Origin of the sequence: Staphylococcus sp. FSL W8-1207 (genome assembly GCF_038003745.1) — a bacterium.
GTDB lineage: Bacteria > Bacillota > Bacilli > Staphylococcales > Staphylococcaceae > Staphylococcus > Staphylococcus equorum.
Genome location: NZ_JBBOPU010000001.1, coordinates 740,286 through 759,867 on the forward strand (window position 1 = coordinate 740,286; position 19,582 = coordinate 759,867).

17 protein-coding genes are annotated in these 19,582 nt (G+C 33.0%); 16 read left to right on the plus strand and 1 reads right to left on the minus strand.

Annotated elements, in window-relative coordinates; genetic code table 11:
- Window positions 1–4 precede the first annotated feature (4 nt).
- The 8 genes from NSR03_RS03835 (at window position 5) to NSR03_RS03870 (ending at window position 8,413) form a co-directional block, all read left to right on the plus strand.
- On the plus strand, window positions 5–1,642 hold the full coding sequence (locus tag NSR03_RS03835) for a putative polysaccharide biosynthesis protein (protein WP_021339043.1): 1,638 nt from the start codon (window positions 5–7) through the stop codon (window positions 1,640–1,642).
- Window positions 1,639–2,337 carry a pseudouridine synthase gene (locus NSR03_RS03840; RefSeq protein WP_002512504.1) on the plus strand — a complete coding sequence of 233 codons (699 nt, stop codon included), beginning with the start codon at window positions 1,639–1,641 and terminating at the stop codon, window positions 2,335–2,337. The genes NSR03_RS03835 and NSR03_RS03840 overlap by 4 nt, the downstream gene beginning before the upstream one ends.
- Window positions 2,338–2,352: 15 nt before the next feature.
- A complete protein-coding gene (locus NSR03_RS03845) occupies window positions 2,353–2,763 on the plus strand; it encodes a YtxH domain-containing protein (protein ID WP_021339044.1) in 411 nt (136 codons plus the stop codon).
- 452 nt (window positions 2,764–3,215) lie between these two features.
- On the plus strand, window positions 3,216–4,625 hold the full coding sequence (gene pepV / locus NSR03_RS03850; protein WP_021339045.1) for a dipeptidase PepV: 1,410 nt from the start codon (window positions 3,216–3,218) through the stop codon (window positions 4,623–4,625).
- Window positions 4,626–4,627: 2 nt separating this feature from the next.
- Window positions 4,628–5,473 carry a D-amino-acid transaminase gene (dat, locus tag NSR03_RS03855; RefSeq protein WP_021339046.1) on the plus strand — a complete coding sequence of 282 codons (846 nt, stop codon included), beginning with the start codon at window positions 4,628–4,630 and terminating at the stop codon, window positions 5,471–5,473.
- Between the two features lie 465 nt (window positions 5,474–5,938).
- On the plus strand, window positions 5,939–6,730 hold the full coding sequence (locus NSR03_RS03860) for a phosphotransferase family protein (RefSeq protein ID WP_002507308.1): 792 nt from the start codon (window positions 5,939–5,941) through the stop codon (window positions 6,728–6,730).
- A gap of 12 nt (window positions 6,731–6,742) precedes the next feature.
- On the plus strand, window positions 6,743–7,387 hold the full coding sequence (gene trmB / locus NSR03_RS03865) for a tRNA (guanosine(46)-N7)-methyltransferase TrmB (RefSeq protein ID WP_002507309.1): 645 nt from the start codon (window positions 6,743–6,745) through the stop codon (window positions 7,385–7,387).
- A 198-nt stretch (window positions 7,388–7,585) separates the two neighbouring features.
- Window positions 7,586–8,413, plus strand: a complete 828-nt coding sequence (locus NSR03_RS03870; RefSeq protein ID WP_031265958.1) for a YtnP family quorum-quenching lactonase — start codon at window positions 7,586–7,588, stop codon at window positions 8,411–8,413.
- A gap of 162 nt (window positions 8,414–8,575) precedes the next feature.
- Here the strand turns inward: NSR03_RS03870 and NSR03_RS03875 are convergent, their stop codons facing one another.
- Window positions 8,576–8,896, minus strand: a complete 321-nt coding sequence (locus NSR03_RS03875; RefSeq protein ID WP_021339048.1) for a hypothetical protein — start codon at window positions 8,894–8,896, stop codon at window positions 8,576–8,578.
- 115 nt (window positions 8,897–9,011) lie between these two features.
- On the opposite strand from NSR03_RS03875, the gene NSR03_RS03880 reads away from it, so the two are divergent.
- From NSR03_RS03880 to NSR03_RS03915, 8 genes are all read left to right on the plus strand, one after another.
- Window positions 9,012–10,055, plus strand: coding sequence for a M42 family metallopeptidase (locus NSR03_RS03880; RefSeq protein ID WP_369965107.1), 1,044 nt, complete (start codon window positions 9,012–9,014; stop codon window positions 10,053–10,055).
- Between the two features lie 19 nt (window positions 10,056–10,074).
- Window positions 10,075–10,383 carry a thioredoxin family protein gene (locus tag NSR03_RS03885; protein ID WP_021339050.1) on the plus strand — a complete coding sequence of 103 codons (309 nt, stop codon included), beginning with the start codon at window positions 10,075–10,077 and terminating at the stop codon, window positions 10,381–10,383.
- Window positions 10,384–10,512: 129 nt separating this feature from the next.
- Entirely contained in the window at window positions 10,513–11,376 is an 864-nt protein-coding gene (locus tag NSR03_RS03890; protein WP_021339051.1) for a DUF1444 domain-containing protein, read from the plus strand.
- 13 nt (window positions 11,377–11,389) lie between these two features.
- Window positions 11,390–11,989: a YtpR family tRNA-binding protein gene (gene ytpR / locus NSR03_RS03895; protein WP_002507315.1), complete on the plus strand. Its 600-nt coding sequence runs from the start codon at window positions 11,390–11,392 to the stop codon at window positions 11,987–11,989.
- A 17-nt stretch (window positions 11,990–12,006) separates the two neighbouring features.
- On the plus strand, window positions 12,007–15,789 hold the full coding sequence (locus NSR03_RS03900) for a DNA translocase FtsK (protein WP_069801610.1): 3,783 nt from the start codon (window positions 12,007–12,009) through the stop codon (window positions 15,787–15,789).
- A 22-nt stretch (window positions 15,790–15,811) separates the two neighbouring features.
- Window positions 15,812–17,125, plus strand: a complete 1,314-nt coding sequence (gene murC / locus NSR03_RS03905; RefSeq protein WP_021339053.1) for a UDP-N-acetylmuramate--L-alanine ligase — start codon at window positions 15,812–15,814, stop codon at window positions 17,123–17,125.
- A gap of 70 nt (window positions 17,126–17,195) precedes the next feature.
- On the plus strand, window positions 17,196–17,690 hold the full coding sequence (locus NSR03_RS03910) for a DUF948 domain-containing protein (protein WP_002507318.1): 495 nt from the start codon (window positions 17,196–17,198) through the stop codon (window positions 17,688–17,690).
- 81 nt (window positions 17,691–17,771) lie between these two features.
- Window positions 17,772–19,271, plus strand: a complete 1,500-nt coding sequence (locus NSR03_RS03915) for a hypothetical protein (protein WP_069801608.1) — start codon at window positions 17,772–17,774, stop codon at window positions 19,269–19,271.
- Window positions 19,272–19,582: the final 311 nt, after the last annotated feature.

Here is a 19,582-nt window from a genome sequence, read left to right on the forward strand (position 1 = left end):
CTGAATGAGTGAAAGTAAAGAATTAGTGAGGGGCACCTTTTTAATTACGCTTAGTATTTTGATTACTAAGGTTTTAGGTGTTATATATATTATTCCATTCTACTCGATTATTGGTGGAGAGGAAAATTTGGCGCCTTTCAACTATGCATACACCCCGTATAATATAGCGATTGCTATTGCAACTGCGGGAGTCCCATTAGCAGCGTCTAAATATGTTTCTAAGTATAATGCAATGGGTGCATATAAGGTCAGTGAAAAACTGTATAAATCAAGCTTTCTTGTTATGACTGTAACAGGATTTATAGGATTTTTCATCTTATATTTATTAGCTCCAACAATTGCATCTATTACTTTAGCAAATAAAGCAGGTGCAAATGGCGGGTGGTCAGTAGACGAAATTACATGGATTATTAGAATTATTAGTATGGTAGTTATTTTTATTCCGCTACTTGCTACATGGCGCGGTGTGTTCCAGGGTTACAAATCTATGGGACCAACAGCAGTGTCAGAAGTTATTGAACAAATTGCACGTATACTATTTATTTTAGTTGGTAGTTATTTAGTTCTTAATGTATTTAACGGCAGTGTACTTGCAGCTAATGGTATTGCTACATTTGCAGCGGCTGTAGGAGCAATTGCAGGGATTTTCACACTATGGTATTACTGGAGAAAAAGAAAACCTAATATTGAAAAAATGGTTGCAACGGATACAACGGGCATTGATATATCATACGGTAAAATGTACAAAGAGATTATTTCTTACAGTATTCCGTTCGTCATCGTGAGTCTGAATTTCCCATTATTTAATTTAGTCGATCAATTTACACATAATAGCGCACTCGGTTTAGCAGGTGTGTCTAGCAATATGCATGACTATTTCTTTACAATTTTAAATATGACGACAAATAAAATCGTTATGATTCCAACAGCACTATCAGCTGGTTTTGCAGTAAGTTTAATTCCATTTATTACTAAAACGTATGCAAAAGGTGAATTACATGAGATGCACAGACAAATACGTACGTCATTAGGGGTTCTAATGTTCATCACAGTGCCTGCAAGTTTAGGTATTATGGCATTAGCGTTACCATTATATACAGTCTTTTATAGTTATAATGTTGATGGTAGCCAAATGCTATTCTACTATGCGCCAGTAGCAATTCTAATTGGTTTATTGAGTGTAACAGCATCGATGTTACAAGGTATTGATAAACAAAAATTAACAGTATTTGTTATATTAGCGGCAGTTGTAATAAAAGTAGTGTTAAATACACCATTAATTATAGCGTTCCATTCTGCTGGTGCGATATTAAGTACGGCAATTGCATTATTATTTGCAGTGTCATGTAATCTGTATATACTTAAAAAACATGCTAAATTTGATTTTTCAGAAACATGGTTACACTTTGGTAAAATATTCTTGTATAGCTTAATTATGATGATATCAGTTGAATTAACATTCTTTATCTTACAATTCTTTATTTCAACACAATCTAAATTTGGATCGCTGATTATAATTATTGTTAGTGTGATTGTTGGTATGTTAGTTTATGCTAGCATGACTATGAAGACAAGACTTGCAGATCAGTTTTTAGGTGATATTCCACAGAAAATTAGACGTAAATTAGGTATCGCAGAATGAGAATAGATAAATTCTTAGCTAATATGGGCGTAGGAACACGTACAGAAGTGAAACAACTACTAAAAAAAGGCAATGTTACCGTGAATGATAAAAAAGAGAAATCACCAAAAACACAAATCAATCCAGATACGGATACTGTAAGCGTTAATGAAACGCAAATTCAGTATATAGATAAAATCTATTTGATGTTAAATAAACCAAAAGGGTATTTATCGGCTACTGAAGATAATAATCAACAGACAGTTATAGACTTAGTAGAAGAATTTAGATATTTAGAACTATTTCCAGTTGGACGTTTGGATAAAGATACTGAAGGGTTATTGCTCATCACTAATGATGGGCAGTTTAACCATCAATTGATGAGTCCAACAAAGCATGTTTCTAAGACATATGAAGTAATTTCTGAAAAAACTATTACAAAAAATGATATAGAATCCTTTAAAACGGGTATTGAATTAAATGAGGGATTGGCGAAACCTGCTCAATTAGTTGAAGGTGATGAAAAGAACAAATCATTTGTCACAATATACGAAGGAAGGTATCATCAGGTTAAGCGTATGTTTCATGCTATAGATAATGAAGTTTTAGCTTTGAAACGTATTAGCATTGGCGACTTAAAGCTAGATTCAGCATTAGCGCCAGGAGAATATCGTCATCTAACTCAACAAGATTTTAAACAATTAGGATTAAAATAATGAAGAGGTGTTTTTATGTCAAATTTATTTAAAGCAGTATTAGGTATCGGCGGAGCAGCGGCTGCAGTTGTTCTTTCTAAAAAAGAAAATAGAGATAGATTAAAAGACGAGTATGGCAAATACAAGTCTAATCCAGAATCATATAAACAAAACGCGAAAGATATCGCTAGTCAAATTAGTTCAAAAGCAGGCGAAACTTATAGTGAAGTAAAACAAGATCCTAAAGGCTATGCTTCAAAAGTAAAACAAGACCCTAAAGGTTACCTTAAAGATCAAAAAAATCATTTCAAAAATGGTGTCAAAAAAGAAGACGTAGAAATTGAAGAAGCTAGATTCGATGATGAAGGCGGAGATCCTTCTAATAATCTACGTGTCGTAACTGAAGAAGAATTAAAAAATAATAGTAATAAACGTGATAATAAGTAGTAGATTACGTTTTGACGGCCTAGTTCATTTTAGTGAACTAGGTTTTTTTATGTAAGTGCGACAGAAATTTATATTTTTTAACGAGATTTCGTCGTATGAGCCGAGTCCCACAAAGATAACTAGAAAATCGAATACATGAGCTGGAGCGCTTGCATAAGACCTACTTGTCTTCATAAATGAAGTAGTAGTGCTTTAAAAGATTAATATAAGCGCATTTTCAGTTCAGTCAGTCACTGCCAATATAATAATTAAGGATGAGACATGTATTTTGTCTCACTTCTTTTTTATATTAATACAGTTTTTGAAATATATTAATATATATAGGTTGAACTGTTTTCTTTGTTGACTAAACAGTTGGAATTTTTAAATAATAATGACATCTCACTGTAGTTTCTTCCACACTTCATGTAAAATATTAAATATATAAGTTTGGAGAAGGAAGTGGATCACAAATGTGGAAAGACAAAGTGAAAGAGTATGAAGATCTAATCGTTGATGATTTGAAAGGTTTATTATCTATTGAGAGTGTTAGGGAAGATAATAAAGCAACAGCAGAATATCCAGTTGGACCTGGTCCACGAAAAGCCTTAGATTACATGTACAAAATAGCTGAACGCGATGGATTTGGCACACATGATGTAGACCATATCGCTGGTCGTATTGAAGCGGGTGCTGGAGAAGATGTTTTTGGTATATTATGCCATGTTGATGTTGTACCTGCTGGAGAAGGTTGGGATTCTGATCCATTTGATCCAGTTGTGACAGACGATAGAATTATTGCAAGAGGTACGCTTGATGATAAGGGTCCAACAATTGCAGCGTACTATGCAGTTAAAATATTAAATGATATGAATGTAAATTGGAAAAAACGTATACATATTATAATAGGTACTGATGAAGAATCTGATTGGCAATGCACTGAGCGTTATTTTGAAACTGAAGAAATGCCTGCATTAGGATTTGCACCGGATGCAGAATTCCCTGCAATTCACGGCGAAAAAGGTATTACTACTTTTGATGTGATACAAAATGAAAAAGCAGAAGACCAAGACGAGCCAGAATATGAATTAATTTCATTTAACTCAGGTCAAAGATATAATATGGTACCTGATGAAGCCGTGGCAAATGTATCTGTAAAAGAAAACATGACTGATGTCATTCAAAATTTCGAACAATTTGTTCAAGAGAACAATATTGAAGGGGAAAGTATCGTTGATAGTGGTGTACTTGTATTAAAAGTTCAAGGAAAAGCTGTACATGGTATGGATCCTTCTATCGGTGTCAATGCTGGTTTATACTTGTTAAATTTCTTATCAAGCCTAGATTTAGATAAAACAGCAGCTAATTTCGTAGATTTCAGTGAAAAATATTTATTCAATTCTCATTTCGGAGAAAAAATGGGTATGAAATTCCACACAGATGTTATGGGTGATTTAACGACGAATATTGGTGTTATGTCTTATGACAATGTCAAAGGTGGGACATTTGGTGTTAATTTAAGATATCCGCAAGGATTTGAATTTGAAGAAGCAATGACGCGTTTCAAGAGTGAAGTTCAATCACTTGGATTTTCAATTGAATTAGGTAAAAATCAAACACCACACTATGTAGAAAAAGATGATCCATTTGTTCAAACGCTCGTACAAGCCTATAGAAACCAAACAGGCGATGAAACTGAACCATACACAATTGGTGGTGGCACATACGCCCGTAATTTAGATAAAGGTGTTGCCTTTGGAGCAATGTTCAATGATTCTGAAGATTTAATGCACCAAAAAAATGAATATATCAGTAAGAAGCAATTATTTGATGCGACGAGTATCTATTTAGAGTCACTATATACTTTGTGTGTGGAGGAATAAATATGACAAAAGTGTTAATAAACGAAAGATTACTAGAAGAAAAAGATGCAAATGTAGCTTATAACGATAGAGGTTATGTATTTGGTGATGGTATTTATGAATATATAAGAGTTTATGACAATCATCCCTTTACTGCCAATGCACATTTTGAAAGATTATTAAGAAGTGCTAAAGAAATTGGCTTAGAATTAAACTATACTGTTAATGGCCTTATAGAACTCGTACGCGAACTGATAGCTGCAAATGGTGTAGTTAATGGCGGTGTATATATTCAAGTAACACGTGGTACTGCACCACGTGACCATGCCTTTCCTACGCCATCAGTAAAAGCGAACATCACAGCTTTTACAAAGACTTATGATCGTCCATATAAGCTATTAGAAGAAGGCATAAATGCCGTGACAACTGAAGATATCCGTTGGTTAAGATGTGATATAAAAAGCTTGAATTTATTAGGCAATGTATTAGCAAAAGAATATGCTGTTAAATATAATGCACAAGAAGCAATTCAGCACCGTGGTGAAACTGTTACAGAAGGATCTTCAAGTAATGTTTACGCAATTAAAGATGGAGTGATTTATACACACCCAATCAACAACTATATTTTGAACGGCATTACACGTATGGTTATAAAAGAAATTGCTCAAGAAAAAGGTGTTTCGTTTAAAGAAGAAACATTTACTTTAGATTTTTTGAAAAATGCGGATGAAGTTTTGGTTTCAAGTACATCAATTGAAGTGATGCCAGTTGTTAAATTAAATGGTGAAGCTGTGGGTGATGGAAAAGTAGGACCAATCACTAAATCGTTACAAGAAGGATTTAATAGATATATTGACACGCATAGTTAATAATTTCAATAAATGGATAGAAAATGTAACATATATTAAGGTCAAATTATGTTATAATTCTTACTGAGCCGTTTAATAGAATTCCATAAAGGTATGGAATCAAAATGTGAATTTTAATTTCTCATTTATAGTTGAAATAAAGTATTAAAGATTATAAAATCTTTTATATGTCATGAAATTTGGAAGTAAAAAATTTCACAAAAAAAGATAAAGAAATATTAAATTAATACTCTGTTAAGAGCTAATTTATGATATGATGTAAAAGTTATTGTAAATTAGCTCAGACAGTATGAGTATTAATAAATTAAAAAGGACTTGAACCACGATGGGACAATGTGTCAGTCATAAAACTTGAGGCTGCACAATTTTGGTTGGAGTTTATAATTTTGAATTAAAAATTATTATATATGGCTCTCGAAAATTCTTTTCAGGAGCCATTTTCTAGTTGAAAGTGAGGTGAACGTGTTGGAGCAGTTTTATCAATTAGGATGGACGCTTGATTCAGCAGGTGGTGCATCTGGTGAAGCTTATATGGCTGAACAGGATGGACAGAAATTATTTTTAAAAAGAAATTCAAACCCTTTTATTGCAGCCTTATCTGCTGAAGGTATTGTGCCAAAACTAGTTTGGACGAAACGTATCGAAACTGGAGAAGTTGTAACGGCGCAGCATTGGAAAAATGGTAGAGAACTTACTTTCAATGAAATGTACGAACAAAGAGTAGCTAATTTATTGAAAAAAATTCATAGTTCAAGAACACTATTGAATATGTTAAAACGAATGGAAATGGAGCCGATCACACCCGATATTTTGTTAAACAAAATTAACGCTTCATTATCTAGAGAAGTTTTAACGCATCATGTAGTAAGAAAAGCATTGACGTATTTAGAAGATCATATGCCTAATTTAGATCCACGTTTCTTTACGGTTGTGCATGGCGACGTCAACCATAATAATTGGTTATTATCAGATCGTGACGAGCTTTACTTGGTTGATTGGGAAGGTGCGATGATTGCTGATCCTGCAATTGATTTAGGTATGCTGCTATACAATTACGTTCCTGAAAAGAAATGGCCTCACTGGTTAGATGTATATGGAACAAAAGATTCAATGGACTTACAAAAACGTATGAAATGGTATACAGTTATCCAGTCTATAGGTATGGTTCAATGGTACGAAGAACAAAAGCGCTACAAAGATATGAATATGTGGCTTAAATTCTTAAATGAAGTAATGAATAACAATGCTTTTATATAAGGAGTTATCAGAATGAGAATGCGTTACAAGCCTTGGGCAGAAGATTATTTAAAATCACATCCTGAATTAGTGGATATGGATGGTAGTCATGCAAGGCACATAAGTGACTGGTTTGATAAAGATCAAGAAATATATATTGAAATAGGGTCAGGAATGGGACAGTTTATTACGACACTTGCTGGTCAAAATCCTGATATAAATTTTATTTCTTTAGAACGAGAAAAAAGTGTAGTAGTTAATATTGTAGATAAAGTTAAAGAACTTGGCCTTACAAATATTAAATTGATATGTAATGATGCACTGGAGCTCAATGAATATTTCAAAGATGGCGAAATTGATCGTATATATTTGAATTTTTCAGATCCATGGCCTAAAAAACGACATACTAAGCGTAGATTGACGTATCATACGTTTTTAGCACTGTATAAGCAAGTTTTGAAAGAAGATGGGGAACTTCATTTTAAAACTGACAACAGAGGTCTATTTGCTTATAGTTTAGAGAGTATGTCTCAATTCGGTATGTATTTTACTAAACTCAATTTAAATCTTCATCAGGAAGATGACGAAGATAATATAGAAACTGAGTATGAAAGAAAGTTTTCTGACAAGGGCTCAAGAATTTATCGCATGGAAGCAAAATTCCATAAAAATTTATAATTATTAAAAAATGCCAACAGAGTTATATAACTTTGTTGGCATTTTTTATATTATTCATAATAGTATTGATTGCGTAGAGGAAGGAAATTGAAGAATCAGTGTTTTCAAATCATATCCATTATTTTACGTAGTAAATGTATTGTATTACTATAGAAAGTAATCGACGTTGTTAAATGGAAGATGAGGAGGAATTAAATGATGAAATTAGGCAATTATAAAGTACATTATTTAAACGGGGGTATTACTCATATTGATGGGGGTGCAATGTTTGGCGTTGTACCAAAAGCACTATGGACAAAAAAATACGAGGTGAACGAAAAAAATCAAATCCCATTACCTACACATCCGATACTTATCCAAACTGAGGATAAAAATATTATTGTTGATACTGGTATTGGTACTGGAAAATTAACTGATAAAGAACGTAAAATATTTGGTGTCCATTATGAGAGTGATATGGAAAATGATCTAAAAGCATTAAATCTAACACTAGAGGATATTGATTATGTATTAATGACTCATCTTCATTTTGACCATGCAGCTGGGCTAACGGATAACGATGGACATGCTATTTTCAGTAATGCAATACATGTCCTTCAACAAGATGAATGGCATGAATTCCAAAGTCCCAATATACGTAGTAAATCGACTTACTGGCAGAAAAATAATGGAGATTTTAAAAATAAATTAATATTATTTGAGGACGAGATAGAAATATATCCTGGCATTCAAATCCGTCATACTGGAGGGCATAGTTATGGACATTCAGTAGTCACAATAGAAAGTGAAGGAGAAAAAGCAGTGCACATGGGAGACATCTTCCCGACGCTAGCTCATAGAAATCCATTGTGGGTAACAGCATATGATGACTATCCTATGCAATCCATAAGAGAGAAAGAACGTTTAATTCCAAATTATATCTTGCAAGATTATTGGTTCTTATATTATCATGATGCGAAATACTTTGCTGTGAAATTTGATAAGCATAAATTGAATGAGATAGAAACTTATATTACGAGAAATTAAAAAGGCTAAAGTTATGAACGAAGAGATACGGACTATTACTGTTTTAAAAAAGGATGGGTGTAGTCCTATGTCTAAACAGCGTTAATCTTTATCTCTCGTAATGTATAATCAGTGCTTTAAGCGATTGATACATTACATGTTCAAAACTTTAACCTTTTACTTTTATGATTCACATTCAAGAATATCTATAACTTCTCCACTTTTTGCATCTGCAAAAAAGTCATAATATGTTAATGTTTTATTGTTTTGTGTGGTAATACCACCTTGAAAAACAATAAAATTATTATCGGATTTTTTATACGTAATCGGTTCATTCAATATATAAGATCCTACAACATTCATAAAGTATGTTCTTACTTCAGTAATAATTTTATCTGGATCGTGATATTGTAGATCTTTTTGACGTTTATAAAAATAAGTCGCTCCGACAATTGTTGTTAGTGAAATAAATAAGATGATAAGCCTATTCTTTTTATTTAACATAACACAATCTACCTCCAATAAAGTCATATTTATAGTTTACCATAACGAAGATGATATAATAAATAGTAAGGAGTGAGAGACATTGAATATAGACAATAATAAAACATTAGCTAGAATGAAAACATTAACAGAATTACATGGCGCACCTGGTTTCGAAGATGATGTAAAAGCATACTTGAAAACAGAATTAGAACCATTCGTAGATGATTTTGTTTATAATCGCATGGGTGGCATTTACGGTGTTAAACGTTCGAAAGTAAAGAATCCAAAGCGTGTAATGGTGGCTGCTCACATGGATGAAATTGGTTTTATGATCACAAATATTACAGAAAATGGTATGATACAATTTACAAATTTGGGCGGCGTTGCTACAGATATTTGGCAAGGTCAACGACTTAAAGTAAAATCGCGTAAAAATGAAGAAATCACCGGTGTGGTTGCGAATATACCTAAACATTTTAGAACAGGTAATGAAGGTGCACCGAAAATTGAAGATTTACTTTTAGATATTGGCTGTGAAAATCAAAAAGATGTAAGAAAACGTGGCATTGAAATTGGTGATTCAATTGTTCCAGAAACACCCTTCACACAATTATCAGAGCATCGTTTCTCAAGTAAAGCGTGGGATAATCGTTATGGTTGTTTGCTTGGTATTGAATTATTGGAATTATTAAAAGATGTAGAGCTTGGCTATGACTTATATGTAGGTGCCAATGTTCAAGAAGAAGTTGGTTTAAGAGGAGCTAAAGCATCTGCTGAATTGATAGACCCTGATGTGGCTTTTGTAGTAGACTGTTCACCAGCCAATGATATGAAGGGTAAACAAAATTTATCTGGAGAATTAGGTGCAGGTACACTAATTAGAATTAAAGATGGTACGATGCTACTTAAGCCAACTTTTAGAGATTACTTACTAGATTTAGCTGATGAATTTAAAATTAAGCATCAATATTATATTTCACCTGGTGGCACTGATGGTGGCGAAATTCACAAAGCAAAAATCGGTATCCCAACCGCAGTAATTGGAGTTTGTGCACGATATATTCATAGTACAAACGCAGTGTTTGATATAAGAGATTACGAAGCTGCAAGAGAATTATTAACACAAGCTACTACCCAATTAGATGATTCGAAAATTGAAGAATTACAATATAAATAACACATGAAGGAGAGATTAGATGCAACAATTAGAAACTGAACAACAATTTGAGCAACTTAAAAACGAGCAAACAGTATTTTTATTTACGGCTGATTGGTGTCCTGATTGTAAAGTGATTGAGCCCGAATTACCACAGTTAGAGGATAAATACACTGATTATAAATTCATTTCAGTTGATAGAGATAAATTTATAGATATTTGTGTGGAAAATGGCATTATGGGCATACCGAGTTTTCTAGTTTTTCGTAACGGCTCACAAATCGGTAGTTATATTGGAAAAGAGCGAAAATCCATCGAACAAATTGATGACTTTTTAGCATCTTTATAAAAAAATTTATTTTGTAAATAATTCATGTTGAAATATAAAAATATATACCCTTAGAACTTACATTTTTTCTGTTCCTAAGGGTGTATTTATTGTAAACTATAATAAGGCACGTAAATAGGAGTGTTAACAATGAATGTCTTTCAAATGAGAGATAAATTAAAAGATCGATTAAGCAAACCAGAAGTGAAGTTTACTTTTAATCGAGAAGATGAAACGCTACGTATATCTAGAGTAGACAATGGCAAAGGTGTCACTGTAAAAGTTGCTACGATAGTAGCTAAATATAAAGAACAAAAAGAAAATATAGTAGATGAAATTGTATATTATGTAGAAGAAGCTATTGAACAAATGAAAGGGGAGGGGCTATCAGAGGTTAATAGTGCCCAAATCATGCCAGTATTGAGATCCCCAAGTTTTGATAAAAAAGATAAAGATGGTAATGCATTTGTTATAGAAGAACACACTGCAGAAACAAATATTTACTACGTAGTTGATCTAGGGAAATCATATCGTCTTATGGATGAAAAAATGTTAGAGTCAATGAAGTTATCTAAGCAACAATTAAAAGAAATGGCCTTATTTAATGTGCGAAAATTAGATAATAAATATACTACGGATGAAGTAAAAGGCAATATATTTTATTTTATTAACTCTAACGATGGCTATGATGCGAGTAGAATCTTAAACACGACGTTTTTAAATGAAATCCAAGACCAATGTGAAGGTGAAATGTTAGTTGCAGTGCCACATCAGGATGTGTTAATTATTGCAGATATCCGTAATAAAACGGGTTATGACGTAATGGCGCATTTAACTATGGAATTCTTTACAAAAGGTTTAGTCCCAATTACATCATTATCATTAGGTTACGACAAAGGTCATTTTGAGCCTATTTTTATATTAGGAAAAAATAATAAACAAAAAAGAGATCCTAACGTGATACAAAGATTAGAAGCAACAAGAAAGCAATACGAAAATAAAGATAAGAAATAAGGAGTCTATAGACATGAATTTATTTTATAACAAAGAAGCAGTAGGAGACGTTGCGTTTCTACAAGTTGAACCAGCTAGTGGTGAGTTCAATTATGAGTATAAAGGTGATGTTGTTGAAATTAAAAATGAATCTCAAGTTGTAGGTTATAACATTTTTAATGTATCAGAAAAATCAACTATAAGTGGAAATGGGCATGTTAAGTTAACTGAAACACTAGTTAATGAATTTCAAAAAGCCATTGAAGATGCTGGATTTACATTTAAATTAAATGCAGATTTGTCTCCTAAGTTTGTTGTAGGCTATGTTGAAACTAAAGAAAAACATCCAGATGCAGATAAATTAAGTGTACTCAGTGTTGATGTAAGTTCTGAAAAGTTACAGATAGTTTGTGGTGCAGCTAATATCGATGCTGGACAAAAAGTAGTAGTAGCTAAAGTAGGTGCTGTAATGCCAAGCGGTATGGTTATTAAAGATGCTGAGTTAAGAGGCGTAGCTTCAAGTGGTATGATTTGTTCTATGAAGGAACTTGATTTACCAAATGCACCTCAAGAAAAAGGGATTATGGTCTTATCTGATGATTACACAGTTGGCCAAGCATTTTTTGAAGAATAGAAGGAGGTAATGTACGAATGAGCTGGTTCGACAAGTTATTTGGAGAAGATAATGATTCTACAGAAGATTATCTTAGTAAAAGAAACCAACGACGTCAAAAAGCTACACAACAAGAACAAGATTCATTACTTCCTCAGAACAATGATGTTTATGAAAGACCCAAAGGAAAATTCAGGTTTCCAATGCGTATTTTAGAAGAAGCGAATGAAGCACAGCATCCAGAAGAAGATTCAATTTCAAAAGATAGTTCGAATCATAGTGATCAACAACACAGTGATCGTCATACTTCAGACTCTATAAATGCCAATCATAAGCAGAGAAGACGTAGACATTTGTATGATAAGACAGCTTCTAATGATGTTAATACACAAACAGAAAATCAGGAGTCACCAAAAGAAACATATTCAGAACCAAAACGAGAATCAAAATCTCATAAAGGTCAACGAATGAGAATACAAACTGATGTTTTACGTGCAAATGCTTCTAAGAAAACTAAAAGAGATACACCTATGTATCATGAGAGTGATTTTAAAGCGAGTGAAGTGCCATCTGCTATATTTGGTACTCAAAAACCCCACCCGCTGGAAAATGGTGTTATAAAACCTTCAGATGAAACTGAAAACGGCAATAACGAGCAAGTTTCAAATTATGAAGGTAACAAAACGCAATCGCAAACTTCAGCACAGGAATCTTCTGAAATACATGACACTAAAATTTATAATGATCAATTTGTAGAACCATCAATTGATGTAGCAGACGACGAAACTTCACAAGTTGATAATAAGCAACCATACTCTTTTGAAGGTAATGACTATATAGAAGCGCAAGTGGAAAAAGATAATAAACAACCACAACAACCTTCTGAACAAAAGCAGCAATCTTCAAATGAACAACCTAAAGTAAACAACACAATTAATATTGAAAATATTTACGCATCACAAATCGTAGAAGAAATTCGAAGAGAACGTGAACGTAAAGTACTTCAAAAACGCCAATTCAAAAAAGCGTTGCAACAAAAACGTCAAGAAAACCAAGATAATAACGAAGACAGCATACAAAAAGCAATAGATGAAATGTATGCCAAACAAGCACACCATTTTATTGGTGAAAGTTCTTTAGACGAAGAGAGCAAAGCCAAAAATGTTTCTGAAAATCAAACAGAAGCATCGATTCAAGACGCTCAACTATCTGATGATAGTCAACAAAATGAGGATGATACCCGTATAGGTGCTACATCACCATTTAATTATGAAGAAATTGATTTAGATAATGTGCGCGATGTACATAAAATTAATGATGAATATGTAAATGTAGATGCAGATTTAGAATCAGAATCACCTGATAGTGATAATGACATTGAACATCATACATCAGCTGAACACAAATCACTAAATGATGATGTCGAAACAACCATTTCAAACGATGATACTTTAAATACAGTTGAAGATAATAATGAAAATATTTCTGATGAAGATCTTTATGTAGAAGTAGAAGATAATGACGATATATCAGACGCTCAATATAGAGAAGTGACAATGCCACAAAATGAATCACCAGAAGCGGAAAGTATTATACTTGAGTCTGAGACAGAGAGAGAGTTTGAAGATCAGGAATCAGCGACTGAAACAGAACTAAACAGTGCTCAAGATATGACACAACCATCAGAATCAGACATGTCATCGGAGTCTGTATCTAATGAAATAGCTGAAGTGCAACAAGGTTCAGCACAATACAATACAGCGCAATCTGATACTGATCAAGTTGAAACCGAAGATGAAGTTGCTAGTAAAGAAACACAGCTCCTTTCTAGTAGTACGCAATCAAATGCACTTGATAATGAAACAACTGAATCTAACGAATTGACTTCAAACAGAAATCAAACATCAATTAGAAAAGGTAGCAAACCGTTTAATGTTGTTATGACACCTTCTGATAAAAAACGTATGATGGATGCTAAAAAACTTAAGAATAGTAATCAGCATTTTACAAATTCAAGTAACACATCACAATCGTCACGAAATGAAAGTAAAGAAATTGAATCCAATGACCTTGGTACTGAAAGCGTAGTTAAAGCTGAAACAGTTGGACAAGAGCAACCACAGCAAAATCTGACATCGACGTCCGAAACGACAGAACATCCATCAAATTCAATAGATGCATCAAATCATAGTGAACAATCTATCAATCATGGAACGTCAGAAAAACATGACAATGAAATGAATCCATCTTCAGTGGATGGCAATCAATACGTAAGCCATGATGAAACTAAATTTAATAAAAACAATAATGAACATGTGTCACAAATAACACAAAATCAAGAACCAAAATTAAAACCTGAGAAGGTACACAATCAGTTAGATGCTAGTAAGACAACTGATGACAGTGGTAAGCCAACAATTAGAAGAGGGCCTAATATTAAGTTGCCTAACTTAGATTTATTAGAAGAACCTAAACAACACGAAATTGATAACGTTTGGATCGAAGATAAAAAACAAGAGCTTAATGATGCATTTTATTATTTTAATGTTCCAGCTGAAGTTCAAAATGTTACTGAAGGACCAAGTGTCACACGTTTTGAATTGTCAGTAGAAAAAGGTGTCAAAGTTTCTAGAATAACTGCATTGCAAGATGACATTAAAATGGCGCTAGCAGCTAAAGATATTCGTATAGAAGCACCAATTCCTGGTACTAGCCTTGTGGGCATAGAAGTTCCTAATCAGAATCCTGCCACAGTCAATTTACGTTCAATTATTGAAGATCCTACATTTAAAAATGCAGAGTCTAAATTAACTGTTGCTATGGGGCTTAGAATTAATAATGAACCATTACTTATGGATATATCTAAAACGCCACACGCACTTATTGCTGGTGCAACAGGTTCTGGTAAATCTGTATGTATAAATAGTATTTTAATGTCACTATTATATAAAAATCATCCAGAAGAGCTAAAATTATTACTTATTGATCCTAAAATGGTAGAATTGGCACCATATAATGATTTACCACATTTGGTAGCGCCTGTAATTACTGACGTAAAAGCGGCTACGCAAAGCTTAAAATGGGCTGTAGAAGAAATGGAACGTCGTTATAAAGTGTTCGCAAAATATCACGTAAGAAATATTACTGCTTTTAATAAGAAAGCAACATATGAAGATAGAATGCCAAAAATTGTTATAGTTATAGATGAATTAGCTGATTTAATGATGATGGCTCCACAAGAAGTAGAACAATCTATCGCACGTATTGCACAAAAAGCACGTGCTTGTGGTATTCATATGTTAGTAGCAACACAACGCCCATCAGTGAATGTCATTACAGGTTTAATTAAAGCAAATATACCTACAAGAATTGCATTTATGGTATCGTCTAGTGTCGATTCAAGAACAATTCTAGATAGTGGCGGTGCTGAACGCTTGTTAGGATATGGAGATATGCTTTATTTAGGCAGTGGTATGAATAAACCGATACGTGTTCAAGGCACATTTGTATCGGATGATGAAATTGACGATGTTGTTGATTTTATAAAACAACAAAGAGATCCAGAATATTTATTTGAAGAAAAAGAATTATTGAAAAAAACGGAAGCACAACCTCAGGATAGTTTATTTGATGATGTATGTAGATTTATGTTGAAAGAAGGTCATATTTCCACTTCATTAGTCCAACGCCATTTCCAAATCGGTTATAATCGTGCAGCGAGAATTGTAGACCAATTAGAACAATTAGGTTATGTTTCTGGAGCAAATGGTTCAAAACCAAGAGATGTATACATTACAGAATTAGATTTGAATGAGAATTAAATAGAGATAAAGGAGTGTTACAATGACACATTATCATTTTGTCGGCATAAAAGGTGCCGGCATGAGTTCATTAGCACAAATAATGCATGATCTTGGAAATGAAGTACAAGGTTCAGATATAAATAATTATGTTTTTACAGAGGTGGCATTACAAAATAAAGGTATTAAAATATTACCTTTTGACGAAAATAATATAAAAGAAGACATGGTAATTGTTCAAGGTAACGCATTTCCAAATTCACACGAAGAGGTTGTTAAGGCGAATGAATTAAAACTTGATGTCATACGTTATCACGACTTTTTAGGTCATGTTATCAGTCAATATACATCTGTAGCTGTAACAGGTGCACATGGTAAAACATCTACAACCGGTTTATTGTCACACGTGATGAATGGGGATAAAAAGACATCATTTTTAATTGGAGATGGCACTGGTTTAGGTATTCCTGCAAGTGATTATTTCGCATTTGAAGCTTGTGAATACCGTAGACATTTCCTAAGCTATCATCCAGATTATGCTATTATGACAAACATTGATTTTGATCATCCAGATTATTTTAAAGATGTTGAAGACGTGTTTAGTGCTTTCCAAGAAATGGCACATAACGTAAAAAAAGCAATTATTGCGTGGGGTGATGATGATCACTTACGTAAGATAGAAGCAGATGTCCCAGTATATTATTATGGTTTTTCAAAAAATGATGATGTATATGCGGATAACCTACAAATTAGTGAAAATGGAACTAAATTTGATGTATACATTAAAGATGAATATTATGATACGTTCTTATCTCCACAATTTGGAGATCACAATATATTAAATGGACTTGCCGTTATTACAGTTAGCTATCTTGAAAGTTTAGATGTAAATAATATAAAAGAAGCCTTAGAAACTTTTGGTGGCGTAAAAAGAAGATTTAATGAGACAAAAGTGGGAAAACAAGTATTAGTTGACGATTATGCACACCATCCTAGAGAGATTAGTGCTACAATTGAGACAGCTAGAAAGAAATATCCAAATAAAGAAGTTGTAACTGTATTCCAGCCTCATACTTTTAGTCGAACGCAAGCATTCTTGGATGATTTTGCTGAAAGTTTAAATTTAGCAGATAAAACTTTCTTATGTGAAATTTTTGGTTCAATAAGAGAAAATACTGGTAATTTAACAATTCAAGATTTACTCCAAAGAATTGATAATGCGACATTAATTGATGAAACCACTGTGAATGCGTTAGAACAATATAGTGATGCAGTTATTTTATTTATGGGCGCGGGCGATATTCAGAAGATTCAACGTGCTTATATGAAAGAAATGGGTGTTACTACCTCATTTTAATATGTTTATGTTAAAATGATTTGGGTATTTATATTAAATAACAACATATGATTAATAGGAGGCGTTTTAAATGGAATGGATTTTACCTATAGCTGGTATTATTGCGGCGATTGCTTTTCTTATTTTAGTAATTGGTATCGTTGTAATTTTACTTTCAGTTAAGAAAAACTTAGATCACGTTGCAAAAACTCTTGATGGTGTTGAAGGACAAATTCAAGGTATTACACGTGAATCTACGGACTTACTTCATAAAGCAAATCGCTTAACTGAAGATATCCAAGACAAATCAGATCGTTTGAATTCTGTAGTTGATGCAGTGAAAGGCATCGGCGAATCAGCTCAAACGTTAAATGGTTCAGTTGATCGAGTTACAAACTCAATCACGCACAATATTTCTCAAAATGAAGATAAAATTTCTCAAGTAGTTCAATGGTCAAATGTAGCAATGGAAGTTGCTGACAAATGGCAAAACAGAAGAAATCGTAGAGATAGTGCAAATTATAAAGCGAGCAGTGTAGCAGATGATTCTAATCATAGCTATACTACACGTGTAGATAATAAATAATTCGTATATTTAAACAAACAAATGCACTTAAATGAGGTATGAAACTTATTTAAGTGCATTTGTTATAGGGGGCATTCAATTATGAAGTACTATAACCGTGATAATTACGAAAGAAATGTAGAAAGCTATGAAGTACCGGAATATTTTACTAAAGGTGCCAGAAATGATTTTGTTTACGGATTTCTCATAGGCGCATTTATTGGTTCAGCTGTTGGTTTAATTTCTATAAGCAAGTCACGCACTAAAGATAAATCTCAAGTTGATTCTGAAGGTGAATCACGCTTTAAATCTAGTATTATTGAGCAGTCTGAAAGTGAACAAGCTGACGCTGAACAACAAGTAGATGGTATTAAATCTACTGTTGCAGATGCGCAAAACAAAGATACTGAAATAACAGATTCTGAACTTGCTGCTCAAAAAGTGGCAATTCAGCAAGAAACTTCAGACAACAATTTAGCAGATACGTCACCACAAGCACAAGACCTTCAAGATGATAATAATTTGGAGCAGAGTGACGATACAACAACACATATTGATCCTAATTCAGAACCGACTGAGGACGAGGTCAATGCGCAACAGAATGCTATTAAAGAAGAATCTGCAGATAATAACTTAGCTGATTCTAGTACTACACCTTCAAATAATAATGGTGCACAAACTGCAGCTGCAGCAACAGGTGGTGCAATAGCAGCAGGTAGTTTAGCTAAAGTTGCACATGATAAAAAGCAATCATTAAATAATGATTCACAAGTTTCAGAAAACACTGATAATCTTTTGAAATCTGAAGAAACAACGAAAGGTGATACTCAAAAAGATGCGCCTAACCTAGAAACTAAAAACTCAAAAGAAGATGAAAGCAAAAATAATAGTCATTTGAAAGCAGGCGCTTTAGCAGGTACTGTCACAGCATCTGGATTAGCGTTAGCAGCTAAAAATAAAAACAAAGCTTTAAATGACGATGATAAAGTTGCAGAAAACACAGCAAGTTTATTAAAACCAGAATCACCTAAACAAAGCATCAAAAAAGATGTGCCTAATTTAGTAACACCAAAAGTTGGTCATGCTGTAGAATCAACTGATAAAGTAGAAAACTCTGCAGACAAAAATAAAAGTAATGCGATTGTAAAACCAGAAAAAGCTGAACAACGTGTAAAACAAACACATAAATCTGTAAATTTCAAAGATGGTATTATTGTTCATAATGAAGCAGAAACTGGTCTTAGCAATCAAACTGCAAACACAGCACATCAGAGCGAAGCTACTACAAATGAAACAGATAAAACGTCAACATTTAAAGATGGTATCCTTGTGCATGATAAAGCAGAAACTGATATTAGCAATCAAAGTGCAAGCAAAGAGCAACAGAACGAAGCCACTACAAATGAAACAGATAAAACATCATCATTTAAAGATGGCATCCTTGTGCATGATGAAGTAGAAACTAATAAAACAACAAATAATAGTGAGACACAACAAAGTAAAGATGTAGATAATGAACCAACTTACTCTAAAAACAGATCGCAATTGAAAAAATCAGAAAAATCTCAAAGTAAAATAGATAAAAGAACTTTTAATGATTAATCATTACTACAAATGAAATATAATAAAAGGCATCGAACAAAACTTGTTCGATGCCTTTTTAATTTATACTTTTTAGGATCTAGGTTATGTAAAGTGTAATACGAATTAGAATTTATTATACTCATTGTGTCTCTTGAAACGATTATTTTGCCATTTTTGAAGTATTATAATTACACAAATAACTAGGATGCATCTAGAACATTATTTAAGTCATCTAGAATGCTTATAAATGCTTTATTGCATATATTTGATTGATTAGACGATATAGCTATATTTTGATGCCTCAACGTGCAATATGCTTTAAAAATTTA